At 41.9% G+C, this 26239-nt stretch carries 19 protein-coding genes and 1 pseudogene; 16 read left to right on the top strand and 4 right to left on the bottom strand.

Annotation, left to right across the window (positions count from 1 at the left end; genetic code table 11):
* The 3 genes and pseudogenes from V5804_RS13840 to V5804_RS13830 form a co-directional block, all read left to right on the top strand.
* A pseudogene (locus V5804_RS13840) lies at positions 1-358 on the top strand (transposase); the annotation flags it as partial.
* Between the two features lie 397 nt (positions 359-755).
* On the top strand, positions 756-1475 hold the full coding sequence (locus tag V5804_RS13835; protein ID WP_369591990.1) for a ferritin-like domain-containing protein: 720 nt from the start codon (positions 756-758) through the stop codon (positions 1473-1475).
* A gap of 12 nt (positions 1476-1487) precedes the next feature.
* Complete coding sequence (locus V5804_RS13830; protein ID WP_369591989.1) at positions 1488-2375, top strand: ferritin-like domain-containing protein; 888 nt, start codon at positions 1488-1490, stop codon at positions 2373-2375.
* 78 nt (positions 2376-2453) lie between these two features.
* Here the strand turns inward: V5804_RS13830 and mqnC are convergent, their stop codons facing one another.
* From mqnC to mnmA, 4 genes are all read right to left on the bottom strand, one after another.
* Positions 2454-3578 carry a cyclic dehypoxanthinyl futalosine synthase gene (gene mqnC, locus V5804_RS13825; RefSeq protein ID WP_369591988.1) on the bottom strand — a complete coding sequence of 375 codons (1125 nt, stop codon included), beginning with the start codon at positions 3576-3578 and terminating at the stop codon, positions 2454-2456.
* A 316-nt stretch (positions 3579-3894) separates the two neighbouring features.
* Positions 3895-4299: a hypothetical protein gene (locus tag V5804_RS13820; RefSeq protein ID WP_369591987.1), complete on the bottom strand. Its 405-nt coding sequence runs from the start codon at positions 4297-4299 to the stop codon at positions 3895-3897.
* 45 nt (positions 4300-4344) lie between these two features.
* Complete coding sequence (gene topA / locus V5804_RS13815) at positions 4345-6777, bottom strand: type I DNA topoisomerase (protein ID WP_369591986.1); 2433 nt, start codon at positions 6775-6777, stop codon at positions 4345-4347.
* A gap of 132 nt (positions 6778-6909) precedes the next feature.
* Positions 6910-7998, bottom strand: a complete 1089-nt coding sequence (gene mnmA, locus V5804_RS13810; RefSeq protein ID WP_369591985.1) for a tRNA 2-thiouridine(34) synthase MnmA — start codon at positions 7996-7998, stop codon at positions 6910-6912.
* 387 nt (positions 7999-8385) lie between these two features.
* Here mnmA and V5804_RS13805 point away from each other — a divergent pair, with 387 nt between their 5' ends.
* The 13 genes from V5804_RS13805 to V5804_RS13745 all read left to right on the top strand — a co-directional run bounded on the left by V5804_RS13805 (position 8386) and on the right by V5804_RS13745 (position 25916).
* Positions 8386-10068 (top strand): GMC oxidoreductase, encoded by a 1683-nt coding sequence (locus V5804_RS13805; protein WP_369591984.1) that lies wholly within the window; start codon positions 8386-8388, stop codon positions 10066-10068.
* Positions 10069-10291: 223 nt separating this feature from the next.
* On the top strand, positions 10292-11716 hold the full coding sequence (locus V5804_RS13800) for a Gfo/Idh/MocA family protein (protein ID WP_369591983.1): 1425 nt from the start codon (positions 10292-10294) through the stop codon (positions 11714-11716).
* A gap of 209 nt (positions 11717-11925) precedes the next feature.
* Positions 11926-12498 (top strand): gluconate 2-dehydrogenase subunit 3 family protein, encoded by a 573-nt coding sequence (locus V5804_RS13795; RefSeq protein ID WP_369591982.1) that lies wholly within the window; start codon positions 11926-11928, stop codon positions 12496-12498.
* A 6-nt stretch (positions 12499-12504) separates the two neighbouring features.
* Positions 12505-13659 (top strand): Gfo/Idh/MocA family protein, encoded by a 1155-nt coding sequence (locus tag V5804_RS13790; protein ID WP_369591981.1) that lies wholly within the window; start codon positions 12505-12507, stop codon positions 13657-13659.
* A gap of 3 nt (positions 13660-13662) precedes the next feature.
* Entirely contained in the window at positions 13663-14715 is a 1053-nt protein-coding gene (locus tag V5804_RS13785; protein ID WP_369591980.1) for a sugar phosphate isomerase/epimerase family protein, read from the top strand.
* Between the two features lie 22 nt (positions 14716-14737).
* A complete protein-coding gene (locus V5804_RS13780; RefSeq protein WP_369591979.1) occupies positions 14738-15175 on the top strand; it encodes a c-type cytochrome in 438 nt (145 codons plus the stop codon).
* A gap of 40 nt (positions 15176-15215) precedes the next feature.
* The gene (locus V5804_RS13775) at positions 15216-16478 is read left to right on the top strand and encodes a nucleoside permease (RefSeq protein WP_369591978.1); all 1263 of its coding nucleotides are present in this window, start codon (positions 15216-15218) and stop codon (positions 16476-16478) included.
* Positions 16479-16489: 11 nt separating this feature from the next.
* The gene (locus V5804_RS13770) at positions 16490-17371 is read left to right on the top strand and encodes a hydroxypyruvate isomerase family protein (protein WP_369591977.1); all 882 of its coding nucleotides are present in this window, start codon (positions 16490-16492) and stop codon (positions 17369-17371) included.
* A gap of 414 nt (positions 17372-17785) precedes the next feature.
* The gene (locus V5804_RS13765) at positions 17786-18664 is read left to right on the top strand and encodes a sugar phosphate isomerase/epimerase family protein (RefSeq protein ID WP_369591976.1); all 879 of its coding nucleotides are present in this window, start codon (positions 17786-17788) and stop codon (positions 18662-18664) included.
* Between the two features lie 30 nt (positions 18665-18694).
* On the top strand, positions 18695-19468 hold the full coding sequence (locus tag V5804_RS13760; protein ID WP_369591975.1) for a DUF1080 domain-containing protein: 774 nt from the start codon (positions 18695-18697) through the stop codon (positions 19466-19468).
* A 13-nt stretch (positions 19469-19481) separates the two neighbouring features.
* Positions 19482-20009: a peroxiredoxin family protein gene (locus V5804_RS13755; protein ID WP_369591974.1), complete on the top strand. Its 528-nt coding sequence runs from the start codon at positions 19482-19484 to the stop codon at positions 20007-20009.
* Positions 20010-20862: 853 nt separating this feature from the next.
* The gene (locus V5804_RS13750) at positions 20863-24111 is read left to right on the top strand and encodes a SusC/RagA family TonB-linked outer membrane protein (RefSeq protein ID WP_369591973.1); all 3249 of its coding nucleotides are present in this window, start codon (positions 20863-20865) and stop codon (positions 24109-24111) included.
* 35 nt (positions 24112-24146) lie between these two features.
* Positions 24147-25916: a RagB/SusD family nutrient uptake outer membrane protein gene (locus V5804_RS13745; RefSeq protein WP_369591972.1), complete on the top strand. Its 1770-nt coding sequence runs from the start codon at positions 24147-24149 to the stop codon at positions 25914-25916.
* Positions 25917-26239 lie beyond the last annotated feature (323 nt).

Raw genomic sequence — 26239 nt, 5'->3', positions numbered from 1 at the left:
GGTGATGGAAGGTTTGAAAGCAGACAGCATCAACCAGGCAATTGGTAAGAATGTGGGGCCCGGCGCAACGGCCCAAACAGACGGTTACAGGGGATACAACAAGCTTAAAGAGCTATTGGCAGGCCACCAGGCAGTCGTTGACCCTGATAAAAAGAAAGCGGCAAGGCTGTTCCCCTGAGCAAACAGAACGATCAGCAATGCTGAAAAAGTGTTTTTAGGCATTCATCACAATGGCATCAACGACAGTTTTGTGCAAAATTATCTGGACGAATTCTGTTACAAGTTCAACCGAAGGTATTTTGGAGATAAATTGTTTGACAGGTTAATGATGACGGCTTTAGATAACACCTGGTACTAATTACGGACAGTCATATTTTTTTAAGTTTTATTAAAACTGTAATTGTTGATAGGGTTTCATTGTAGATAAACAAGTGCTGTCATCAGGAAATAAATAAGTAAAGTTTTGCTTATTAATAAAAATACTTCTTTTATCGTGTAAAATATTAGTAATCAAATATTAAATATATAATTTGCCGTTTTGGGTGCTATAATAATAAGTATTTAAAACACAAACAAAAGCAATTGGGCTACGTTAAAAAGGAACAGGTTTAAATGCTTTGGCTACTACTTCTTTGTTAGTAAAATCAAGCCGAAAAATTACTTGTAAATAACTATCAAATTTTGAAATCTTAATTAAATTATTAAACGTATATCCAATCAAATCGCTTAAAAACTAAATTCAACTAATTATTACTATGGAAATTTTCACAAAAAAAAGTGACCAGCTTATTGCTTCTCCGGAAGCCGGGCAGTCACAAGGAATGCAAAGGAGACAATTCTTGCGTTACGCAGGTGTAGGCACTGCCGCAGTAGGTTTGTTTGCTGCCGAAGCCTGTAAAAAAGACAGGAACAATTACAAAGGTGTTTACCTGGGAAGCGGGGACGTTGGTATTTTAAACTATGCTTATGCTTTGGAGCAATTGGAAGCACAGTTTTACATTAATGTGGTATCAAACAGTGCTTTTGCAACACAATTCAGTGCTGATGAGCAGTTATTAATCACCGAAGTTAGGAACCACGAGGTTTTGCACCGCGAGTTTTTTAAAGCTGCCCTGGCAGGAAATGCAATCCCTTCCCTTAATTTTAATTTTTCTGCCATTAATTTCGGGACACGTGCAAGCGTTTTGGCTGCTGCAAAAGCTTTTGAAGATTTAGGTGTTTCTGCCTACAATGGTGCAGGTTATCTCATCCAAAACCCAACTTACTTAGTTTTGGCGGGTAAAATTGTTTCTGTTGAAGCCCGTCATGCAGCTTATTTCAGGGATTTGATTTCTCCTAACACCTTTGTTGGACAGGATGTGGTTAATGTTTCCCAAAATGGTTTGGAATACGACAAAACACCGCAATATGTTTTGGGAATGGCCAGTGCCTACATCACCACACCAATTAATGCAGACGATTTACCAACTTCTTAAAAAATTAAAAACATGGATTTATTAAATATCATTGAAGAAATAGAAAAGGTTGACCCTGAGTTTCAGGACAAGATCAGCCCGCGCCGTGCAGCTATCAAAAACATCACCAGCTTTGGCTCAAAAGTAGCCGTTGCTGCCATGCCATTTGCTTTAGGCTCTTTGTTTAAAAAAGCTTATGCACAACAGTCTTCCAGCAGTATCGTTGGTGTTTTAAATTATGCATTGCAATTAGAGTTTTTGGAAGCTAATTTCTATAACGCAGGTCTGACCTCCGCTTCCTTTGCTGCAATGAAAACTACTTTAACCGCAACTGAATTGGCAGGTTTGACTTTAATCCAAACGGACGAAAACAACCACGTTAAGTTTTTGCAAACAGTAATCACTTCTTTAGGTGGAACACCAGTTTCTTTTACCCCTGCAAATTTTGATTTTACTGCGCAAGGAACTTTCCCTTCAGTTTATACCAGCAGTGATACTTGGCTTGCAGTTGCAGAAACTTTTGAAGACACAGGTGTAAGGGCTTACAAAGGCCAGGCTACAAACTTGATTCGTAATAAAACAGTTTTAACCGCTGCTTTAGATATCCACTCTGTTGAGGCACGCCATGCTTCGCATTTGCGTATGCTGCGCCGTGCAAGGATGCTTACTGCAGGAATGAGTTCTACTGCCGCTATCCGTCCTTGGATTACCGGTGCAAACGATACTGGTATTGCTGCTGTAAATGCTTCTTATGCAGGTGAAGATAACGTAATGCAAGGTGGTGTTAATGTTGCTACCGGTTTATCCGCTTATAACACCATTGCCGGTGCAAACGCAACTACCAGTGCTACACAGGCTTTTGATGAGCCTTTAGACATGCAAACAGTTGTTGGTATTGTAACTCCATTCTTTAAAAAATAAGAATAGAAATTCAATAAAACTTTTTAAACAAAAAAGGAGCGAAAATTTCGCTCCTTTTTTTATGCGGTAAAAACAGTATCAGTAGTTAATAACCTGTTCTTCCAGTTCTTGCGGCTGTTCGCGCCACTGGTATTTTTGGTTGCGCAATTGCGGTTCAAACCCTGCTTCGATGATGGCATCCTGAATTCCTTTTGCGGTAAAACGGTGCGGCGCGCCTGCGGCAGAAACCACGTTTTCTTCAATCATGATCGAACCAAAATCATTTGCACCTGCTTGTAAACATAATTGCGCAACCTGTTTTCCAACGGTTAGCCAAGAAGCCTGGATGTTTTTGATATTCGGCAGCATAATTCGGCTTAAAGCAATCATCCGGATATATTCGTTTCCGCTTACATTATTGGTAATGCCGCGCACTTTGCGCAGCAAAGTTCCGTCGTCTTGAAAAGGCCAGGGGATAAAAGCCACAAAACCATAAGCATCGTCCGGTTTTTCGGCTTGCACTTCACGTATCCAAACCAAATGTTCAAAGCGTTCTTCCAACGTTTCTACATGCCCAAACATCATCGTTGCTGATGAAGGCAAATTCAATTGATGGGCAGCACGCATCACGTCCAGCCATTCTTTGCCGCCGCATTTTCCTTTGGAGATTAACCGACGAACGCGGTCGTTCAAAATTTCGGCACCCGCGCCCGGAAGCGAATCCAAACCTGCTTCTTTTAAGGCTGTTAAAACTTCGGTGTGCGTCAGTTTATCCAACTTGGCAATGTGTGCAATTTCCGGCGGGCCTAAAGAATGCAGTTTTAGGTTTGGATACAATTTTTTCAGTTCCGAAAACAAATCAACATAAAACTGTAAACCCAAATCCGGATGGTGGCCGCCTTGCAGCAGCAACTGGTCGCCACCATAACGGAAAGTTTCTTCAATTTTTTGTTTGTACGTTTCAATATCGGTAATGTAACTGTCTTCGTGTCCCGGCCGCCGAAAAAAGTTACAAAACTTGCAGTTGGCAATACAAACGTTGGTGGTATTTACATTACGGTCAATCTGCCAGGTAACTTTGCCGTGCGGAACCTGGGTTTTGCGCAGTTCGTTTGCCGTAAACATCAGTTCGGCGGTAGAAGCATTTTTGTAGAGAAAAAGGCCTTCTTCAATCGTTAAAAACTCAAACTGAAGGGCGCGGTCTAACAGTTCTGCTGTATTCATGTGGCAAAGGTAGCTATCGGTTAGTAGTTATCAGCAGTTGGCTGTCAAACATTAGCCATTTTTGAATAAGCTTTTAGCTATCAGCTTTCAGAAAGCGCACTTAAAATTAGGTGATAAAAGAAGTATGCAATTGTCATCCTGAACTTGTTTCAGGATCCCTCATTAAAAGTATTTTTGTATATCCTGAAAGATTCTGAAACAAGTCCAGAATGACAAAAAGCACATCCCAATTTTTATAGGGTAAAAGAAGCATTACTCAATTACCGTTAAGTTTCCGTTATTCAAAAGCTGATTGCTGTTGACTGAAAGCTTTTCCTCACCTAATCATCACGCCCGGCTTATTCAAAACCGGCAAACGGATAAAGTTGGATTCAACAATGCTTTCGGGCAAAAAGATAAATTTCTTATCAAAAATCTGGTTGTTGATGTAATAGCTCAGCCAATACTCATTGTTTAAACCGAAAGTTTGTTCGTCAATTGGCTCGATCAAAACAGAGCTTTTCGCTTCCACTTTCGGAAAAACATGGCGCAAAACAGAAGTTTTAACTTCCTCGCCGTCTTTGTAGCCGTAACCGCGCGAAGTAACCAGTGCGTTTTCCAACCCCTCGTTTTTTAAATTGATGAGGTAAACATACCAAACCTTGCTTTCCGGGCCTTCGCCTTCCAGCGCAACGGCAATGGCAACATCTTCAACGATATTTTGCGGGAGATCTTTAAGCATGAATAAAGGATATTGATTTTAACCCGGTAAAAAAAGCATTACAAGCTACTTTTTCTTGGCTAATTTCCTAACAGGTTTCTTAGGTTTTTTTTTAGCTGTTTCCGCGGGTTTTTCAGCCGGCTTTTTAGGTTCTTTTTCAGCCGTTTTGCCAAATTTTTTGCCAAACTTCTTGGGTTCCTTTTCAGCTATTTCGGCCAAAGCTTTGCAATCTTCGTAAGTAAGTTCTTCCGGTTCTTTTCCTTTTGGGATTTTTACATTCAGCTTTCCAAACTTCAAATACGGGCCCCAGCGGCCGTTTTCAATGCGTGCTTCCGGGTCTTCTTTAAAAGATTTGATCAGTTTATCGGCATCGGCCTGGCGCTTGTTTTCAATAATTTCGATGCCGGCTTTTTCGTCCACATCCAGCGGGTCAACGCCTTTCGGGAGCGAGTAAAACATGCTGTTGTGGCGGATGTACGGCCCAAACTTTCCGATGGCCACCGTCATGTCTTTATCTTCAAAAACACCGATTTTTTTCGGCAGTTTAAACAGTTCCAGCGCTTCTTCCAGCGTTAGCGTTTCGATCATTTGGCCGGTGCGTAGGCTGGCATAAGCCGGTTTTTCTTCACCTTCCACCGCTTCCCCAATTTGCACAAAAGGCCCATAACGGCCAATGCGAACCGAAATTTTTTTCCCGGTTTTTGGGTCAACGCCCAGATCACGTTCGCCGCGGGTACGGTCGGCTGTTTTAATCGTGTCTTCTACTTCCTGATGAAAGGGCTCGTAAAATTTATGCAGCATCTTGGTCCAGTCTTCCAAACCTTGTGCAATTTCATCAAACTTCTTTTCTACAACGGCAGTAAAATTATAATCAACAATGCCGTTAAAATGCTGCACCAAAAAATCGTTTACCACAATCCCGATATCGGTTGGAAACAGCTTTGATTTTTCGGCGCCCGTAATTTCGGTTTTTTGTTCTTTGACTACTTTTTTGTTGACCAGCGTTAACACATTAAAATTTCGTGTTTTTCCTTCGCGGTCTTCCTTTACCACATAGCCGCGGTTTTGAATGGTCGAAATGGTTGGTGCGTAAGTGGAAGGTCGGCCAATGCCCAGTTCTTCCAGTTTTTTTACCAAAGTAGCTTCGGTATTGCGGGCGGGAGGACGGGAAAAGCGTTCCGTGGCGTTTAAATCGCGCAATAGCAATTGCTGATCTTTGACCAAAGGCGGCAAAATAGCGTTATCGCTGTTGTCGTCGGCTTTGTTTTCTTCTTCCTCGTCGGAAGATTCTAAATAAACTTTCAAAAACCCATCAAACCGCAACACTTCGCCGTTGGCAACCAATTCTTCTTTTCGGGTGGAGATACTGATTTTAGCCGTCGTTTTTTCAAACAAAGCCTCACTCATTTGCGAGGCGATGGCACGTTTCCAAATCAGTTCGTACAAACGTACTTCGGCTGATTCGCCGTCTGTTGTATGTTGATTAAAATAAGTTGGGCGGATGGCTTCGTGCGCTTCCTGCGCGCCGGCCGATTTGGTTTTGTATTTTCTGAACTGGTAATATTTATCGCCGTAGGCCGATTTGATTTCTTTGGATGCAGCCTCTAAAGCCGTATCAGAAAGATTGACCGAATCCGTCCGCATATACGTGATCTTTCCCGATTCGTACAAACGCTGTGCAACAGACATCGTTCTCGAAACCGAAAAGCCCAATTTACGACTGGCTTCCTGCTGTAAAGTGGAAGTGGTAAAAGGGGCAGCCGGAGCGCGTTTTGATGGCCGTGTTTCTAAACTGCTGATCTTGAAAGTGGCATCGGCACAATCATTCAAAAACTTTTCAGCGTCACTTTGCTGCACAAAACGGTTGGGCAGTTCGGCTTTAAAAACCTCCTTGTTTTTTCCAGTGGTAAAAACAGCAACCACGCGGTACGCAGCTTCGGCCTTGAATTTATTGATTTCGCGCTCCCGTTCCACAATCAAACGGACAGCAACCGATTGAACGCGGCCGGCAGAAAGGGAAGGTTTGATCTTTTTCCAAAGCACGGGCGATAGTTCAAAACCAACCAAACGGTCTAAAACACGGCGTGCCTGCTGTGCATTGACTAAGTTGTAATCTATTTTTCGGGGAGATTCGATTGCTTTTAAAATGGCCGGTTTTGTAATTTCGTGGAAAACGATGCGGCGCGTGGTGGCATCTTTTAAGCCCAAAGTTTCAAATAAATGCCAGGAAATGGCTTCGCCTTCGCGGTCCTCATCCGAAGCAAGCCAAACCACGTCTGCTTCTTTGGCCAGCTTCTTTAACTCGTTCACCACCTGCTTTTTATCCGCCGGAACTTCGTATTTCTGGGCAAAACCATGGGCAATATCAATGGCATCTTCGGATTTTACAAGGTCCCGAATATGTCCGTAACTTGATTTTACTGTAAAATCTTTGCCAAGATAACCTTCAATGGTTTTGGCTTTTGCCGGAGACTCTACGATTAGTAAATTTTTTGCCATTAATTAAATTTAGTTTTTGCAAAGGAAACATATCCATGCGCTAACCACAATATTTATTTTTTGTAAACAGAACCAATTTGTACAGGTTAAAAAAGTACCGGTAAAAGAAGCATTGCCCTTTTTCGGTAAAAATTAAATTAAAAACCCTCCACCCAGCAGATCGTTCCCTTCATAAAATACAGCCGATTGCCCCGGCGCGATACCGGCAACACGGTGGTGAAAATCAATTTTTAAGTGATCGTTCATTTGCGTAACCGTACTTAAAGCGCCCTGGTCTTTATAACGGATTTTCGTTATTGCTTCAACTGGGTTTTGCAGGTTTTCGTATTTGATCAAATTAAAATCGCGTACCCAAGCTTCGCTGCTTTCCAAATCTTCCTGTTCACCCAAAACAACCGTATTCGTATTTGGTTCGATTTTAGTTACAAACATTGGTTTGCCCAAAGCAATGCCCAATCCTTTTCGCTGGCCGATGGTGTAAAAAGGATAGCCCTGGTGTTTGCCGACAACCGTTCCATCCTGCAAAACAAAGTTTCCGCCAGCTACGCGTTCTTCCAAATCTTCTACTTGATGTTTCAGAAAAGCGCGGTAATCGTTATCCGGCACAAAGCAAATTTCGTAGCTTTCGCTTTTGCCGGCCAATTCTAACTGGCCCATTTCTACCGCCATATTTTTGATTTCGGCTTTGGTAAAAGAACCAAGCGGGAAATGCGTCCGGGCCAAATTCTTTTGCGAAACGCCCCACAAAACGTACGACTGGTCTTTGTGCTCGTCGCGGCCTTTTGAAATGACGTAGCGGCCGTTGTCCTGCTGCCGGATATTAGCGTAATGTCCGGTTGCAATAAACTCACAATCCAATTTATCGGCGCGTTTTAACAAAGCTTCCCATTTGATGTGCGTGTTGCACAAAACACAAGGGTTTGGTGTGCGGCCGGCGAGGTATTCGTCCACAAAATTATTGATAACGGAACCGCCAAACTCGCTGCGGATATCTAAAATATAATGCGGAAAACCATAGCCAACGGCCAAAGCACGAGCATCGTTTATGCTATCCAAACTGCAGCAGCCGGTTTCTTTGGAACTGGAACCGGAAGAAGCGTAGTCCCAGGTTTTCATGGTCAGCCCGATCACTTCATAGCCCTGCTCGTGCAACATTACTGCCGCTACCGAACTGTCCACACCGCCGCTCATGGCTACCAATATTCTTCCGTGTTTGCTCATCTTGAATTATTGGCAAAGATAAGTTAAGAAAATTACATATAAAAAAAGCATGGTCAGGCACAAGTAATTACTGATGTTGTATTTAATGAGCTTGTTTAAACATGTTCTTTGGTGCTTTACACGATGCTTCTTTTACCGCCTAAAAAATGGTATACCTGGTTTTTGATTTGTCCGACTATTATAGGCACCAATTTTTATAGGGTAAAAGAAGCATCAACACAAAAAAACATAGCCTGAAAAAAGTTTAATCAAGTTCAATTTAAGATAAGCGGTTCTTGTCCGAAAAGAAATGTTTGTAAAGTTTTTATGCAAAAAATGTTTTTTTGAAAAACATTTTTCTACATTAGCCATCACAACCGATTATTCTATTTTAATTTTTTCTAATATATGGCCAGCAATGAGTATGATGCAATTGTAATTGGTTCCGGTATTTCTGGCGGTTGGGCAGCCAAAGAACTGACCGAAAAGGGACTGAAAACAATTATGTTAGAGCGCGGTAAAAACATCGAGCATATTAAGGATTATGTAAACGCCAACAAAGCACCCTGGCAGTTTCCGCACCGCGGCGGCAAAACCCAGGAAATGATCAAAGATTACCCGGTTTTGGCCAGGGACTATACCTTGAACGAAAGCAATTTGGATTATTGGGTGAACGAAAAAGAAAGCCCTTATACCGAAATAAAACCTTTCGACTGGTTCCGCGGCTACCATGTTGGCGGCCGTTCGTTGATGTGGGGAAGGCAATCGTACCGTTTGAGCGATTTTGATTTTGAGGCGAATGCAAAGGATGGCATTGCGGTTGATTGGCCGATCAGGTACAAAGATTTGGCCCCATGGTACAGTTATGTTGAGAAATTTGCCGGCATTAGCGGTAACCGCGATGGTTTACCACAATTGCCCGATGGCGATTATATGCCGGCCATGCAAATGAACGTGGTTGAAAAAGATGTGGCGGCACGCATTAAATCGCATTATAAAGATAAAAGGCATATGGTGATTGGCCGAACCGCCAATATCACCGAACCCCTTAAAAACAGGACGAATTGTCAGTATCAAAATAAATGCTGGCTGGGCTGCAACTTCGGCGCTTATTTCAGTACGCAATCTTCTACTTTGCCGGCAGCTATGGCAACCGGTAAGTTAACGGTTCGCCCTTTTTCTATCGTAACCAAAATTTTGTACGATAAAAACAGTAAGAAAGCCACAGGTGTAGAGGTGCTGGATGCCGAAAACAACCAGACTTACGAGTATAAAGCGAAAGTAATTTTTGTAAATGCTTCGGCCCTAAACTCGGCCTGGGTTTTGATGAACTCGGCTACCGATGTCTGGCCGGAAGGGTTGGGCAGCAGCAGCGGCGAGTTAGGGCACAATTTAATGGACCACCATTTCCGTTGCGGTGCCAACGGCCGGGTAGAAGGTTTTGAGGATAAATACTATTTTGGCCGAAGGGCTAACTGTGTTTATGTGCCCCGTTTCCGTAATTTGTTTGGCGATAAAAGGGATTATATCCGCGGTTTTGGCTATCAGGGCGGTGCAAGCCGCGAAGGCTGGAGCCGTGATATTGCGGAAATGAACATTGGCGGTGAATTTAAAGATGCACTGACCGAACCGGGCCAATGGACCATGGGCTTAGGCGCTTTTGGCGAAACCCTGCCTTACCACGAAAACCGCACTTATTTAGATAAAACCAAGAAAGACAAATGGGGCCTGCCGGTTTTGGCCATGGACGCAACCATCAAAGACAACGAGCAAAAAATGCGCGTTGACATGATGCAGGATGCCAAAGAAATGTTGGAAGCAGCCGGTTTAAAGGATGTACAAACTTATAACAGAGGTTACAATATGGGCGGCGGCATCCACGAAATGGGTACGGCGCGAATGGGCCTCGACCCCAAAACTTCGGTGCTGAACAAGCACAACCAGGTTTGGGACGCCCAAAACGTTTACGTTACCGATGGTGCGGCCATGACTTCTGCCGCCTGCCAAAACCCTTCCCTTACTTACATGGCGCTAACTGCCCGTGCCGTTGACCATGCCGTAAGCGAAATGAAAAAACTAAATATTACCTGATCTTAAAACCTGTTTAAGCTTTGTTAAATTCTTTTGATATTTTAAAAATTGGTGCCGATGCTTCTTTTACCCTATAAAATTTGGCCGTTGCATCAATTGCATAAACTAAAAACTACACGTTTGCCATTTTTATAGCGATAAAAGAAGTATCAAAATTCAATGAAGTAAATCTTAAACTTCCTTTTAAAATTAGAACAAAACCAAACCATTAAGAATAAAAATCATGACTGAAAACCCTTTAGAACCGCAAGACAAGTCGCGGCGTGTTTTTATTAAAAATGCCGCCGTTGCCGCTGCCGCTTTTACCATTGTTCCCCGTTTTGTTTTAGGCGGAAAAGGTTATACCGCACCAAGCGACAAGCTGATCGTGGCCGGTGTTGGCGCTGGCGGGAAAGGCCAGAGCGATATTGCTAATTTTTACAAAAGCGGCAAAGCAGAAATTGGTTTTTTATGCGATGTGGACGACAGGCGCGCAGCTAAGTCTGTGGCCAGTTTCCCTAAAGCAAAATATTATAAAGACTGGCGTAAACTGTTTGATAAAGAGGCAAAAAACATTGATGCCGTATCTGTATCAACGCCCGATCATAACCACGCCATTATTGCAATGGCTGCCATGCAGCACGGCAAACACGTATATGTGCAAAAACCCATGACCCATGATATTTACGAGGCACGTATGCTGACAGAAGCGGCCAAAAAATACAAAGTGGTTACGCAAATGGGCAACCAGGGTTCATCAAACGATGGCACCAGGCAATTGGCCGAATGGTATGATGCTGGTGTAATTGGCGATGTGCATACCGTTTATTGCTGGACAGACCGCCCGGTTTGGCCGCAAGGTATCCCATGGCCAACTACAAAAGCCGATATTCCAAAGGAATTAGACTGGGATTTATGGTTAGGCACGGCTCCCGAGAAAAATTATGTTGATAAATTAGTCCCTTTTAACTGGCGCGGCTGGTGGGATTACGGAACCGGTGCCTTGGGCGATATGGGCTGCCATTTGGTAGAAGCGCCTTTCCGCGTATTGGGTTTGCAGTACGCTAAAGATGTACAGGCCAGTGTAGGCAGTGTTTATGTAGATGAATTTAAACGTGGCGTTTTCCCGGATAGCTGTCCGCCTTCCAGCCACGTTACGCTTACTTTCCCCAAAACCAAAAAAACAAAAGGCGATATTACATTGCATTGGATGGATGGCGGCATACAGCCGGAAAGACCGGCAGAGTTGGGCGCCAATGAGAAATTCGGAGACGATGGCAACGGTATTTTGTTCATCGGCACAAAAGGGAAAATGATGGCCAGTACGTATTCAGAAAACCCTTTGTTGTTGCCAACATCGCGCACCAATGAAGTACATGTAAAGCAAACCATTGCGCGTGTGCCCGGACAAGCAAACGGACATTACGCACAATGGGTAGAAGGTTGTTTGGCAGGTTACGGCAAAAAAGAATTAAGTTCGCCATTTGAACTGGCCGGGCCGCTCACCGAAGCTTTATTGATGGCCAATTTAGCGGTAAGGGGAAATGATTTGAAAGGCGGCCACATCAAAATGCTTTGGGACAACCAAAACATGAAGATCACCAACTTTGACGCTGTAAACCAATATGTAAAACGCGAATACCGGCAAGGCTGGAGCCTGAGGGCATAAGGTTCAATTATTAAATACTTTATGGGCCTGTTTAAGTTTGTACAAGAAAAATGACGATGCTTCTTTTACCCTATAAAATTTGGTGTTAGCATCAATCTAAATAAACCAGAAACTAAATGTTGACGGTTTTTTAGGCGGTAAAAGAAGTATAGGAAAATAATTCAACAAATTTAAACAGGCCCTGGATACTGTTTTTAGCATACAAAAATATGGATAGAAGAGAAGCCATAACAAAAGTTGCCTGGTTATTGGGCGGAACGGTTTTAGGGGCCGAGTTTTTTTTGCAAAGCGGTTGTAAATCAACGCCTGAAAAAGTAAGCGAATTATTCAGCACCAATCAAATTGGTTTTATGGACGAAGTGGGCGATACCATTTTCCCGGCAACCAGTACGCCCGGTGCAAAAGCGGCCGGCATTGGTCGTTTTATGGCTACGATGGTAAAGGATTGTTACTTGCCGAAAGACCAGAAAGTTTTTACCAAAGGTTTGTCGAAAATAGATGATGCCAGCCAGAAAAAGCACGGCAAAAAATTTATGGAAAGCAGCCCGCAGCAACGCACCGCTTTGCTGGTTGACCTGGACAACGAGCAAAAGGCGTATCAAAAAACAAAGAAAAAGGAAGACCCGAACCATTATTTCAGGATGATGAAAGAGCTGACGATGTTGGGCTATTTTACTTCCGAAGTTGGCGCTACCAAAGCTTTGCGTTACCTGCCTATACCCGGAAAATACGACGGCAATTATCCATACAAAAAAGGCGATAAAGCCTGGGCACTTTCCTAAACTGCAATGATGAGGTTAAAATTAGGAATGATTGGCGGCGGCCAGGGCGCTTTTATCGGTGCTGTACATCGCATTGCGGCTCGGATGGATGACCAGTACGAATTGGTTTGCGGCGCTTTCAGCAGTGATCCTGCAAAATCCAAAGCAAGTGGATTATTGTTGAACATTTCTGAAAACCGGGTTTATAATTCATGGCAGGAACTGATCGAAAAAGAGAAGCAGTTGCCCAAAAACGATCGTGTACAAGTAATCAGCATCGTAACGCCAAACCATGTCCATTTTGCACCGGCAAAAGAAGCATTGGAAAACGGCTTTCATGTTATTTTAGATAAACCGGCCACGTTTTCTTTGCAGGAAGCGAAAGACTTGCAGAAAGTGATCGAACAAACGGGAAATTTCTTGTGCCTCACGCATACTTACACTGGGTATCCGATGGTAAAAGAAGCACGGCAGTTTGCGTTATCAGGAAAGTTGGGAAAGATCCGCAAAGTTTATGTAGAATATCCGCAAGGCTGGCTAAGCAGGTTTGAAGAAGGCGGCAATAACAAACAAGCTTCCTGGCGCACCGACCCGGCCAAAAGCGGTATGGCAGGGGCAATGGGCGATATCGGGACCCATGTTTTCAATTTGTGTGAATACGTTTCCGGCCTGTCCGTTACAAAACTTTGTGCCGATGTTAACATTGTGGTTGAAGGCCGACAGTTGGATGACGACGGCGCAGTTTTGTTGAAATTCAACAACGAAGCCAGCGGCGTTTTAATGGCCACACAAATTGCAGCCGGAGAAGAAAACAATGTCAAGATCAGGGTTTATGGCGAAAACGGAGGGATTGAATGGCAACAAGCTGATGCCAACTCTTTACTGGTAAAACTTTTAGACAAACCGGTAGAAATTTACCGGACTGGCGGCAGTTATACCAGTTCTTTCGCGCAGAAAAATACCCGTACACCAGCTGGCCATCCCGAAGGTTATCTCGAGGCTTTTGCCAATCTTTATAAAAATTTTGCTTTTACCATTCAGGCTCATTTAGCAGGAAAAACACCTGAACCGGAATGGCTGGATTTTCCGGGAATTGAAGAAGGCATCCGCGGAATGGCATTTATTGAAAACGTAATTGCATCCGGAAAATCTTCTGAAAAGTGGACGGACTTCAACATATAAATTATGACTACTTTATTAGGACCTGGAATATTTCTGGCCCAGTTTATTTCTGACGAAGCGCCTTTTAACAGCCTGGATGCCATCTGCAAATGGGCTGCTGACCTTGGTTTTCTGGGAATTCAACTGCCTACCAACAATGCTTCTTTTATAGACCTAAAATTGGCGGCAGAAAGCAAAACTTATGCCGATGATTTGAACGGGAAAGTGATGGGTTATGGCTTGCAGATCACCGAACTTTCCACACATTTGCAAGGCCAATTGGTTGCCGTCAATCCGGCTTATGATACTTTGTTTGATGCTTTCGCGCCGGATCAGGTAAAAAACAACCCGAACGCGCGTAAAGAGTGGGCTGTACAACAATTAAAATACGCCGCAAAAGCTTCCCAAAATTTGGGATTGCACGCCCATGCTACTTTTAGCGGTGCTTTGTTATGGCCGATGGTTTATCCCTGGCCGCAGCGTCCGGCTGGTTTGGTAGAAACCGGTTTTACAGAATTAGCGAAACGCTGGCTGCCGATATTGAACGAGTTTGACGAATGCGGTATAGATCTGTGTTACGAAATCCATGCCGGAGAAGATTTGCACGATGGCATAACTTACGAAATGTTCCTCGAAAAAGTAAACAATCACCCTCGCGCTTGTTTATTGTATGATCCTTCACACTTTATATTGCAGTGTTTGGATTACTTAGACTACATTGATATTTACCACGAACGCATCAAGATGTTCCATGTAAAAGATGCAGAGTTTAACCCAACGGGCAAGCAAGGAGTGTATGGCGGTTATCAAAATTGGATTGACCGTGCCGGGCGTTTCCGTTCTTTAGGCGATGGGCAGGTTGATTTTAAAGCAATTTTTAGTAAGTTGGCCGCTTATGATTATAAAGGCTGGGCCGTTTTAGAATGGGAAGATGCCATAAAAAACCAGGAAGACGGTGCCCGGGAAGGTGCAAAATTTATTCAAGACAATATTATCCGGGTAACCGACAAAGCTTTTGACGATTTTGCTGCTTCCGGTGCCGATGCTTCTTTTAACAGAACTTTATTAGGAATATAACAAAATACAAATACCAAATACCATGAAAAAAACCGCCATTATTTTAAGCCTTTGTGCTGTAATTGCTGCCTGTAGCAACAATAAAACCAACGAAAGTGTGAGCAACGATAGCGTAACGGCTGCCAACCAGGACGCAAAATCGCACGAAACCAGCGTAGATACCAATGTCAATAAAATCGGCACCGATTCTAACGCCGGCAACAACTCATCAAAAGGCGCACAGTTGCTTGCTTCTTCTGATTGTTTGGGCTGCCACAAAGAACATGAAAAACTGATTGGTCCGGCTTATGCCGATGTGGCCAAAAAATATACAAGCAACGATAAAAACATTGACTACCTGGCCAATAAAGTAATCAGCGGCGGAAAAGGCGTTTGGGGCGATATCGCCATGACACCGCATCCAAACCTGCCTTTGGCCGATGCCAAAGAAATGGTGAAATATATTCTGTCTTTGAAATAACAACCAAAACCGCAAACCAAACCCAAACCAACCTAAAATTATGACTGCTGCCATCCGCACCAAGTTATCGGCTATGATGTTCCTGGAATTTTTTATTTGGGGATCATGGTTTGTAACCCTGGGAACGTATTTGTTAAAAGACCTAAAAACTTCCGGGATAGAAGTTGGTGCTGCGGTAACCACGCAATCCATAGGTGCTATCGTTGCGCCTTTTATCATCGGTTTAATCGCGGATAAATTTTTCTCGGCACAAAAAATCCTGGGTGCTTTACATTTATTAGGCGGAGCATTATTGTGGTGGGCTTCTACAGCCGCTAATTTTTCGGCGTTTTACCCGGTAATTTTGGTTTACATGATTTTGTATATGCCCACCTTGGCTTTGGTTAATTCAGTTTCTTTCAGGCAGATGCAAAACCCAAGCAAAGAGTTTCCGCCAATCCGTGTTCTGGGAACGATTGGCTGGATTGTGGCCGGCGTTCTGATAAGCTATTTAAACTGGGACAAGCAAGGCGGAGAAGCCGCTTTGGTAAATACCTTTAAAATGGCTTCCATTGCTTCGATCATTTTAGGTTTGTTCAGTTTTACATTGCCAGCCACACCGCCGGTAAAACGAGGCGAAAATGTTTCCGTCGGCGATATGCTGGGTTTGGATGCTATCGGTTTGCTTAAAAACAAATCTTACCTCATCTTTTTTATCGCTTCGATTGCCATTTGCGTTCCGCTGGCTTTTTATTATGGTTTTGCCAATCCTTTTTTCCAGGAAGCAGGCATGCACGCCACCACGGTAACACAATCTTTGGGGCAGGTTTCCGAGATTTTGTTTATGGTGATGATCCCGTTTTTCTTCGTCCGTTTGGGCGTCAAAAAAATGCTGGCCGTGGGTATGTTGGCCTGGGCCTTGCGTTATGTTTTGTTTGCCTACGGCGATGCAGGCAGCAATTACTGGATGCTGATTGCCGGTATCGTTTTGCATGGCGTTTGCTACGATTTCTTTTTTGTTACCGGACAAATTTATACAGATAACCTAGCTGGCGAACGCTTCAAAAGTGCGGCACAAGGCTTTATCACGCTGGCCACTTACGGGGTTGGTATGCTGATCGGATCTTTAATTGCCGGACAGATTGTGGACAACTACAAAATTTCTGATACCGCGCACAATTGGCAAACCATCTGGCTGATACCGGCCGGAATTGCGGCAGTAGTTTTAGTGTTGTTTTTACTGTTGTTTAAAGATAAAAACCACATGGAAACAAACCCGGCTTTAAATTTGGACGAGCAGCAGGACATGCGCCTCGATGTTTAATTGATCAAAAAATGGCATCAAAACTAAACCGCCGGTCTGCAATTAAAGATTTAATTGCAGGCACCGCAACCCTGGCCGCCGGCAGCAGCCTTACTTCTTTTACCACATCAAAAATGGAGTCAGTTGCACTTAAAGGAAACATTAACCACTCGGTTTGCCGCTGGTGTTATAATGAGTTTTCGGTAGAAGAACTTTGTGCAGCGGCAAAAAAAATCGGCATCAAAGGCATTGATTTGGTTGGGCCAAAAGACTGGCCAACGCTGAAAAAATACGGTTTGGACTCGCCGATGTGCAATGGCGCCGAGATCAGCCTCACGGAAGGTTTCAACAACAAAAAATACCACGAAACCCTGGTGAAAAATTATTCGGAAATGATCCCGCTGGTAGCAAAAGCAGGTTACACCAACCTGATCTGTTTTAGCGGGAGCCGCGAAGGCATGGACAACGAAACCGGCTGGAACAATTGTGTGGAAGGCTTGAAAAAAGTGATTGGGCTGGCCGAAAAACACAAAGTTGTGCTGGTGATGGAACTGCTGAACAGTAAGGTTAATCACAAAGATTACCAATGCGACCGAACTTCCTGGGGCGCAGAACTGGCGAAGCGTTTGGGTTCTCAAAATTTCAAATTGCTGTACGATATTTACCACATGCAGATTGATGAAGGCGATGTAATCCGCAATATCAATGATTATCACCAGTACATCAACCATTACCATACCGGCGGTGTTCCCGGAAGAAACGAGATAGACGATACTCAAGAACTATATTATCCGGCAATTATGCGTGCAATTTTAAAAACCGGATTTAAAGGATACGTAGCACAGGAATTTATCCCGCTAAAAAAAGACAAAATTGCATCGTTGAAAAATGCAATAGAAATTTGTGATGTTTAAGGGCCTGTTAAATTTATACAAGTAAAAAATACCAATGCTTCTTTTACCCTATAAAAATTGGTGTTTGCGTCAAATTATACAACCGGTTGACCACCAATTTTTAGGTGGTAAAAGAAGCATCATAATTTAGAAACTGTTTAAATTTGATTTCAAGAATATAGTATGGAAGAAATTCATTACCGTCCCGTTAACGGGACGGTTGCATAAATTAGAAAGAAAGCTTTAGCCGAATTAAATAATCATTCTTTGGCTAAAGCCCTTTAACGCCTGCCATTGTTCCGTTGGCTAAAGCCAACGGCAATGAAAATATATTCAATTCGTTTTTAAATAGTTTCTTAGATAAGTAAATTTCAAATAAGCCCAAATTTGCCCTGCTAAAAACAGTATCCCTTTTAAATAACCTAAACCAAATCCATGATCAACAGAAGAAAATTTTTAGCACAAGCCGGATTAGTATCGGCAGGTGTTTTGATAAAGCCGGATTTTTTAAGCGCAGCAATCAACAGTAAACAAATTGGCTTACAACTTTATACCCTGCGTAATGAACTGCCTAAAGATGTAAAAGGCGTAATTGCCAAAGTGGCGACAGCGGGTTACAAAGAGGTGGAAACTTTTGGTTTCGATAAAAAAACCGGTTATTGGGGCTTAACTTCAAAAGAATTTAGCCAACTGCTGAAATCACATGGTTTAACCACCCCAAGCGGGCATTATGGTTTAGACCAGTTTTTTGGGACCGGAAAAACCGATGACCTGAAAGCGTACATCGAAGTGGCACACGATACCGGACAGTCTTACATTACTGTTCCTTCATTGGCAGAACAATTTATCAAAACTGCGGAAGACTTTAAACAAGTTGCCGATAAAATGAACAAAGCCGCGGCAATTTGTAAAACAGAAGGACTGAAGCTGGGCTACCATAACCACAATTTTGAGTGGAAGCTGGTGGACGGCACCACGTTTTATGATACGATTTTAAAATATACCGACCCGGCTTTGGTACACATGGAAATGGATATTTTCTGGGTTGTTCGTGCCGGTCAGGATCCGATTGAAATATTAAACAAGCACAAAGGGCGTTATTTTGCGGTACATGTAAAGGACAGGGACAAAACCAACACCAACCTCAACACCGAAATAGGCAAAGGCAGTATTGATTTTAAAAAGATACTGCCGGTGGCCAAGGCTGCCGGTGTGAAACATTACATTATGGAACAGGAGAATTTTATCAACATTGATCCGTATGTCAGCATCACAGAAAGTGCTAATTACATGAAAAATAGTTTACCGGTATAATCCAATTCACTTCTTAAACCGATTTTAAAAATGATGAACAAACTAATATTGACCGTTTTATTGGTAGGAGGTTTTTCTATGGCGAATGCCCAGCAAGCTGCAAAACATGAAGACACTGAGTTTTACGAACCAGTGCCAAAAGTGGTAACACCGGGAAAAACAAACAACGAACCGCCTTCTGATGCGGTTATTTTGTTCTCCAACGGTAATTTAAACCAATGGGTTTATACAGATGATAACAGCAAACCCGTGGAGTGGCCGGTGAGCGGCGATTTTTTTACGGTTAAAAAAGGCACCAGCAACATCGAAACCAAAAGAAAATTTAACAACTATCAGTTGCATGTGGAGTGGAAAATCCCAACCAATATTACTGGTGAAGGACAACTTCGGGGCAACAGCGGTGTGTTTTTGGCTTCTACAGGAAAAGGCGATTCTGGTTACGAACTGCAAATCTTGGATTCGTACAACAACAAAACTTATGTGAACGGGCAGGCCGGCAGTATTTATAAGCAATCTATCCCGCTTGTAAACGCCAACAAAAAGCCGGGCGATTGGCAAACGTATGACATCATCTGGCAGGCGCCAACTTTTAAAACGGATGGTTCTGTAAATACCCCGGCTACGGTTACCGTGATTTTCAACGGGGTTTTGGTGCAAAACCATTATGTTTTAAAAGGCGAAACAGCTTATGTCGGCCAGCCGAAATACAAAGCTTACAGCGGCGGCGCACCAATCAAATTGCAGGCGCACGGCGATAAAAGCGAACCGATCAGTTACCGTAATATTTGGGTTCGGGAGTTATGATCTAAACAAAATTATGCCGATAAAAGAAGCATCAACAAAACTTATAAAAACGGCACTGAATTTTTTCAGTGTCGTTTTGCTGTTTACAAGTATGTTTCAACCGGCTTTGGCACAATTAAAACCGGCAGCAATTATCCCTGATTTTACATTGTACACAATGAACGGCCAGGTTTTCACTCAAAAACAACTGAAAAGCAACAGCAAAATTTTGTTCCTTTTTTTTGATGCCACTTGCCCGCATTGCCAGTACGAAACGCAGTTGATCAGTTCGCATTACAAAGAATTTAAAAACACGGTGTTCTACCTGGTCTCGATGGACAAGAAACCGCAGATCCAAAAGTTTGTACATACTTACGGCAAGGATTTGGAAGGGAAGGCTAATGTTACGCTTTTGGCCGATGCAAACCGGCAGTTTATTGAACGGTTTACGCCCTCGCAATTTCCGGCTTTGTACATTTACAACAAAGACAAAAAGCTGTTGAAATATTGGGACACACCGGTTGGCATTGACCAGATTATGAATGTCATTTATCAGCCCTGACAATTTTATAGGCTAAATGAGTCATTTAAAGAAGGAAACTTATTAAGAGCAGGCTCTAAATTTTGTTCAATTTATTTTCCATGCTTCTTTTACCGCCCAAAAACTGGTAAGCATTTGGTTTTGGGTTTATAAAATTGGTGTCGGCACCAATTTTTATAGGGTAAAAGAAGCATTGCTGTTTTTTCTCGAATAAATTTAAACAGGCTCTAACTTTATATCTTAAACTTTATATTGCTTCTTTTATGCCTGCAAACTTTGTGATTATTATTTATAGAAACAGAAAAAGTCTGCAAACTTCATGATTTCAGTTGGTGATTTAAACATCAAAATAAATAAAATTAAAAGGTTTATTTTTTGATATAAAAATTATAAAAAAAACAATATTTTTATATGCCAAAATAAGCATAAAAAATTACAACAGTATTAAACAAGGCCTTGGTTTCAATTTTTAAAGAAACAGGACAGGGGAAACTGTTTAAACCAATAATAAACTTAAAGATTGTTTGTGTTTTTACCAGAAGAAATACCAATGCTGCTTTTATCATGTAAAAATTGGCACTTGTATAAACCTGAACAAATAGAAAACATTTTTCCATCATTTTTTAGGTGGTAAAAGAAGCATATTAATAACTTTAATATTAAAATTTAACCGGGCACCAAGATTTTTAGGCGGCAAAAGAAGCATAGAAATATTTGAATAAACCTAAGCATGGCCTTATAAATTAACATACAAATGAGTCTTCTTTAACATCCTTAAACTTACCAATATGTACAAAACACCACCTTAACCACCTATTAACATCAATACAACTCAAAATCATTAAATCAATCCATTATTTAACATTAATAATTTATGAACAAGGTTTTACTTTTTAAAATTAGGCAATTTGGATTACTGGTGTTTTTTGCACTGTTTTCCTTTTTTGCAAATGCACAAACAAAAAGAATTACAGGTGTAATTACCGGTAGTGATGATAAGCAGCCTATCATTGGTGCATCCGTAAAAATCAAAGGTACATCCAATGGGGTAGTAACCGGATCGGATGGTTCCTTTTCCCTTGATGCATCAGCCGGGAACACGTTGTCGGTTTCATACGTTGGTTATACAACCCGTGAAGTTTTGATCGGCAGCCAGTCCCGTTATAACATTGCAATAACACCTGCGTCAAATTCTTTAAATGAAGTTGTGGTAACAGGATACGGCACACAAAGGAAAAAAGATTTAGTTGGTGCAGTAGCGGTAGTAGATGTTGCTGCTTTAAACAGGCAACCAACAGCTTCTGTAGAAAATCAGCTACAGGGACAGGCTGCTGGTGTTACTGTAATCAATTCTGGTCAGCCAGGTCAAACACCTCAAGTAAAAATACGCGGTGCCAATACTTTTGGCAACAATCAGCCATTGTATGTAGTTGACGGTATTCCTACAACAAACGTTTCTGATATTAACCCCAATGATATCCAAACACTGCAAGTGCTAAAGGATGCAAGTTCTGCCTCTATTTATGGTGCGCGTGCATCCAATGGTGTAATTATTATTACCACTAAAAAAGGCTCGGGTAAAACCAGTGTAAGTTATGATGCTTATTACGGCACCCAGGTTCCTAAAGGCGGCAATGTTTTTCATTTGCTAAACCCTCAGGAAATGACTAGTTTACGTACACTTGCCATTCAGAATACCGCCGCATTAAAAAATATCCCTGTTGATTTAAGCAGTAATTTGTACGGGCCAAACGGAAATGTATTGCCTGATTATATTAATCCTGTCGGCGCACATTTTGGAGACGCATCAACTAATCCATCCCTTTATAATGTAAACCCTTTTTATACATCTGGCGATCCGTCATCTTTTTATCGGATAACTTTAGCTAATAAACAAGGGACAGACTGGTATCATCAAATATTTAAAACAGCTCCTTTACAAAGCCATAACGTTGCTTTAAGCGGTGGTTCTGATGTAGCAACTTATTTGTTTTCGATGAATTACTTTAACCAGCAAGGAACATTAATAAATACTTACGATAAACGCTATACAATAAGGGCCAACACCAGTTATAATATTAGCAAACACATTCGGGCAGGAGAAAATATAGCCTATTCATTAACAGAAAACCCGCAGATTAACCAAAATGACGAAGGATCAGGAATCGGTATGTCATTTCGTGAACAGCCGATCATTCCGGTTTACGACATTAAAGGAAATTATGCAGGTTCAAATACTGCAAATTTAGGTAACGCCAGAAACCCGGTAGCTATACAACAGCGTACCGGAAATAACTATGGTTTAACCAACAGGTTGTTTGGTAGTGTTTATGCCGAAACGGACTTCGCTAAATACTTAACTTTACGTACCCAGTTTGGTGGCGAGTATTACTCAAACTATAACCACAGCTTTACCTATCCAGAATACGAAAACTCTGAAAATAATACCACAAACTCTTATTCTGAAAACTCTTATAACGGCTTTAATTATACCTGGACCAATACTTTAACTTATCACCAGGTATTTGCAAAGCATGATTTAAGATTATTAGCAGGTACAGAAGCTTATAAAAACAGGTACCAGTCTTTAGGAGGTACAAATACTAATTACTTTACTTTTGACCCTAATTATGTTAATCTTTCCACCGGTACCGGAACACCGACTGTTTACAGTAACATTTCTGTAGATAAGATATTTTCTTTACTGGCACGGTTAGATTATACTTATAACGACCGTTTCCTTTTAAATGCAACTATCAGGAGGGATGGCTCTTCCAGGTTCTTAAATTATCAGTACGGGTGGTTCCCCGCTGTTAGTGCCGGTTACCGTTTATCGCAAGAAAGCTTTCTGAAAAAAGTAAGCTGGATAAACGATTTAAAAATCAGGGGTGGTTATGGCGTAATGGGTAATCAAATCAATGTTTCACCGGCAAATGCTTTTACTACCTTTGGCTCAAACAGAACCAATTCTTATTATGATATTAATGGTACATCAACCAGTACCGTATCAGGTTTTACACAGCGGGCAATTGGTAATCCTGACGCAAAATGGGAATTGGACAAAAACTTAAATATTGGTTTTGATGGTTCATTTTTTGGTCAGAAGTTAGATGTTTCAGTTGATTATTATAAAAAAAACATTACCGGTTTATTGTATAATCCAAACCTTCCTGGCACGGCAGGTTCTGCAACTGCGCCATACAGCAATGTTGGTGCTATGAACAATACCGGTGTTGATATTGCGCTTACAAGTCATACAAATATCACCAATGACTTAAAAATGAACGCTACATTAACCTTTACTACTTACCATAACGTAATTAAACAGGTTACCGTAGGCCAGCCTTATTTTGAACAAAACTCCGGCCGTTTTAATGGCAGCAGTATTGTCCGAAATTCTGTAGGCGGCCCTGTGGGCGGGTTCTTCGGTTACAAAACTGATGGTTTTTGGAATTCGCAGGCAGAAATTAATGCCGCTAATGCTGCGGCCGGTGGGACTTACCAAAACGATGCAGCAGTTGGCCGTTTTAAATATGCAGATATCAATGGTGATGGAAAAGTAACTGCAGCAGACCGAACTTTGCTTGGTAACCCTAACCCTAAATTTACAAGTGGTTTAAACTTAGACTTTTCTTATAAAAGATTCGATTTAAACATGTTTTTTTACGGTTCTGCTGGTAACAAAATTTGGAATGACGTAAGATGGTGGACTGATTTTTATGCAAACTTTGCCGGTGTAAAAAGCCAGACAGCGTTATATGATTCCTGGACACCTACCCACATGAATGCAAAAGCACCTATCCAGGAAATTGACGGTTCTTTCAGTACCAACACCGTACCAAACTCTTTTTACGTAGAAGATGGTTCTTTCCTGCGTTTACGCAATGCACAGATAGGTTATACATTTAGCCCTACTTTATTAAAATCTGTTGGTATAGATAGGTTTAGGGTTTATCTATCAGGTGCCAACCTTTTTACTATTACCAAATACAGCGGTGTTGATCCTGAAATTACAGGTTCTGGTGATAATGGAACACAAACTTCAAGTACAAATTTTGGAGTTGATCGTGGTAACTATTCACCAACCCGTACTTATTTACTCGGTGTTCAAGTTAAATTTTAATTAATAATATTATGAAAAATATACAACGGTTATCAGTGATAGCTTTAGTAGCAACTGGTATTTTACAAAGTTCATGTAAAAAATATTTAGAACAACCTGCACTGGGGGCGCTAAGTACAGCACAAATTACAAGCAGGGCAGGGATTGACGGCCTTTTAATAGGAGCTTATTCTGCACTTGATGGCCAGGGCGGTAACAACAACAATGCAGGGCTTGGTGGAGGAAGCGCCTGGGAAGTATCTCCGGATAATTGGATTTATGGTAGTGTAGCAGGTGGTGATGCGCACAAAGGCAGTTCCGGTATTGATCAGCCTGCCATCAACTCTATTGCAACTTTTACAGTAGATGCCAGTAACGGATTTTTAAACAGTAAATGGAAAGCCGATTATGAAGGAATTAGCAGGGCAAACAATGTTCTTAAAGCTTTAGCCGGGGTTTCTGGAATTTCTGATGCTGATAAAGCTAACCTCACAGGCCAGGCTAGGTTTTTAAGGGGGCATTATTATTTCGATTTGAAAAAGATGTTTAATAATGTGCCTTATATTGATGAAACCACAACCAATTATGTTCAGCCAAATACAACTGATATTTGGCCAAAAATTGAAGCAGATTTTACTTATGCCTACGCTAATCTGCCTGCAACCCAAACACAAATAGGAAGGGTTAATAAATGGGCCGCAGGGGCTTATCTGGCAAAAACGTATTTATATGAAAAGAAATATTCTGCTGCCGACCCGATCTTTACAGCTGTTATAACCAGCGGTACCAATTCTGCTGGTGTTGCGTATGATCTAACTGCCAATTTTGAAGATAATTTTGGTGCAGCAACAAAAAACAACAAGGAAACAGTGTTTTCCATACAACAGGCTGCAAACGACGGTACTAATACTATTGGAGAGGCTAACAACGGAGACATGCTGAACTTCCCGTACAACAGCCCATTCCGGTGCTGTGGTTTCTTCCAACCAACAGAAGACTTAGCCAATTCGTACCGTACCAATGATCAAGGGCTTCCTTATGTTGATGATTACAATTCTCATCCGCTTGTTACAGATCAGGGACTTGCAGGTATTTCCTCTAAAAACAGTTTTACACCAGACCAAGGCAATTTAGACCCGCGTTTAGACTGGACAGTTGGCCGACGTGGTATTCCTTATCTAGACTGGGGCTTGCACCCGGGCCAGGACTGGATTCGTGAGCAAAGCTCTGCCGGCCCTTATTCTCCTAAAAAGAACGTTTATTACCAATCAACTGCAGGTATCTACTCCGACCAGCATTCTTGGGCACCGGGAACGGCAAATGTGGTTAACGTTATCCGTTTTGCAGATGTATTGCTGATGGCTGCAGAAGTTAAAGTGCAACTGAACGATTTAACAACAGCTCAAACGTATGTTAACCGCGTTCGGGCAAGGGCAGCAAACCCGGCAAGTATTGTTTATAATTATAAAGATGCCTCTAATCCAACTGGTGGTTTTACCACTACACCAGCTGCACATTATGTAGTTAATCCATATCCAGCGGGTGCTTTTGCTACTTTAGGCCAGGCAGGGGCACTAAAAGCTGTTTACTTTGAACGTAAGCTTGAATTAGCAATGGAAGGCCACCGGTTCTTTGATATTTCCAGATGGGGTATTGCACAGCAAGCATTAACTGCTTACTTTGCTTTTGACGGAAAAACCATTACCGATGTTGCCGGTGCAAAGTTTACGCCCACTAAAAATGAGTATTACCCAATACCGCAACCACAAATAGACCTGGAAAGTACAGGGGCATCTTCTGCCTTAAAGCAAAACCCCGGTTATTAATTTTACTTTTATTGATTAGCTTTAAAATAACAAAGGGCAGCAAATCGCTGCCCTTTGTTATTTTAACATTGATTTGTTTAAACTTTTAAGGGTTCCGTTTGATTTGTACAGGATCCTTCGATATTTTCAGGATTGGTGCCCATGCTTCTTTTACCGGGCAAAAATTGATATTTGCATCAATTTTATATAAAGTTCATTAAATATTTACAATTAGTTTAGCTAAGTTTTTACCGACTTGGTTTTCCACTTGAAAATCAAGCATGAACCGGTCAAAACAGTTGATCCTTTCTTCCAGGTTTTGGACGTATCTGTTATGTGTGATT

It is taken from the genome of Mucilaginibacter sp. (assembly GCF_041088075.1).
Taxonomy (GTDB): Bacteria; Bacteroidota; Bacteroidia; order Sphingobacteriales; family Sphingobacteriaceae; genus Mucilaginibacter_A.
Note: the sequence above shows the minus strand (reverse complement) of the source record. Positions and strands in the feature narration are given on the sequence as shown.

What these genes read in the sequence shown, in the direction of transcription:
- V5804_RS13835 (WP_369591990.1), top strand. Translation starts at nt 756, where the DNA reads ATGGAAATTTTCACAAAAAAAAGTGACCAGCTTATTGCTTCTCCGGAA.
- V5804_RS13830 (WP_369591989.1), top strand. Translation starts at nt 1,488, where the DNA reads ATGGATTTATTAAATATCATTGAAGAAATAGAAAAGGTTGACCCTGAG.
- mqnC (WP_369591988.1), bottom strand. Translation starts at nt 3,578, where the DNA reads ATGAATACAGCAGAACTGTTAGACCGCGCCCTTCAGTTTGAGTTTTTA.
- V5804_RS13820 (WP_369591987.1), bottom strand. Translation starts at nt 4,299, where the DNA reads ATGCTTAAAGATCTCCCGCAAAATATCGTTGAAGATGTTGCCATTGCC.
- topA (WP_369591986.1), bottom strand. Translation starts at nt 6,777, where the DNA reads ATGGCAAAAAATTTACTAATCGTAGAGTCTCCGGCAAAAGCCAAAACC.
- mnmA (WP_369591985.1), bottom strand. Translation starts at nt 7,998, where the DNA reads ATGAGCAAACACGGAAGAATATTGGTAGCCATGAGCGGCGGTGTGGAC.
- V5804_RS13805 (WP_369591984.1), top strand. Translation starts at nt 8,386, where the DNA reads ATGGCCAGCAATGAGTATGATGCAATTGTAATTGGTTCCGGTATTTCT.
- V5804_RS13800 (WP_369591983.1), top strand. Translation starts at nt 10,292, where the DNA reads ATGACTGAAAACCCTTTAGAACCGCAAGACAAGTCGCGGCGTGTTTTT.
- V5804_RS13795 (WP_369591982.1), top strand. Translation starts at nt 11,926, where the DNA reads ATGGATAGAAGAGAAGCCATAACAAAAGTTGCCTGGTTATTGGGCGGA.
- V5804_RS13790 (WP_369591981.1), top strand. Translation starts at nt 12,505, where the DNA reads ATGATGAGGTTAAAATTAGGAATGATTGGCGGCGGCCAGGGCGCTTTT.
- V5804_RS13785 (WP_369591980.1), top strand. Translation starts at nt 13,663, where the DNA reads ATGACTACTTTATTAGGACCTGGAATATTTCTGGCCCAGTTTATTTCT.
- V5804_RS13780 (WP_369591979.1), top strand. Translation starts at nt 14,738, where the DNA reads ATGAAAAAAACCGCCATTATTTTAAGCCTTTGTGCTGTAATTGCTGCC.
- V5804_RS13775 (WP_369591978.1), top strand. Translation starts at nt 15,216, where the DNA reads ATGACTGCTGCCATCCGCACCAAGTTATCGGCTATGATGTTCCTGGAA.
- V5804_RS13770 (WP_369591977.1), top strand. Translation starts at nt 16,490, where the DNA reads ATGGCATCAAAACTAAACCGCCGGTCTGCAATTAAAGATTTAATTGCA.
- V5804_RS13765 (WP_369591976.1), top strand. Translation starts at nt 17,786, where the DNA reads ATGATCAACAGAAGAAAATTTTTAGCACAAGCCGGATTAGTATCGGCA.
- V5804_RS13760 (WP_369591975.1), top strand. Translation starts at nt 18,695, where the DNA reads ATGATGAACAAACTAATATTGACCGTTTTATTGGTAGGAGGTTTTTCT.
- V5804_RS13755 (WP_369591974.1), top strand. Translation starts at nt 19,482, where the DNA reads ATGCCGATAAAAGAAGCATCAACAAAACTTATAAAAACGGCACTGAAT.
- V5804_RS13750 (WP_369591973.1), top strand. Translation starts at nt 20,863, where the DNA reads ATGAACAAGGTTTTACTTTTTAAAATTAGGCAATTTGGATTACTGGTG.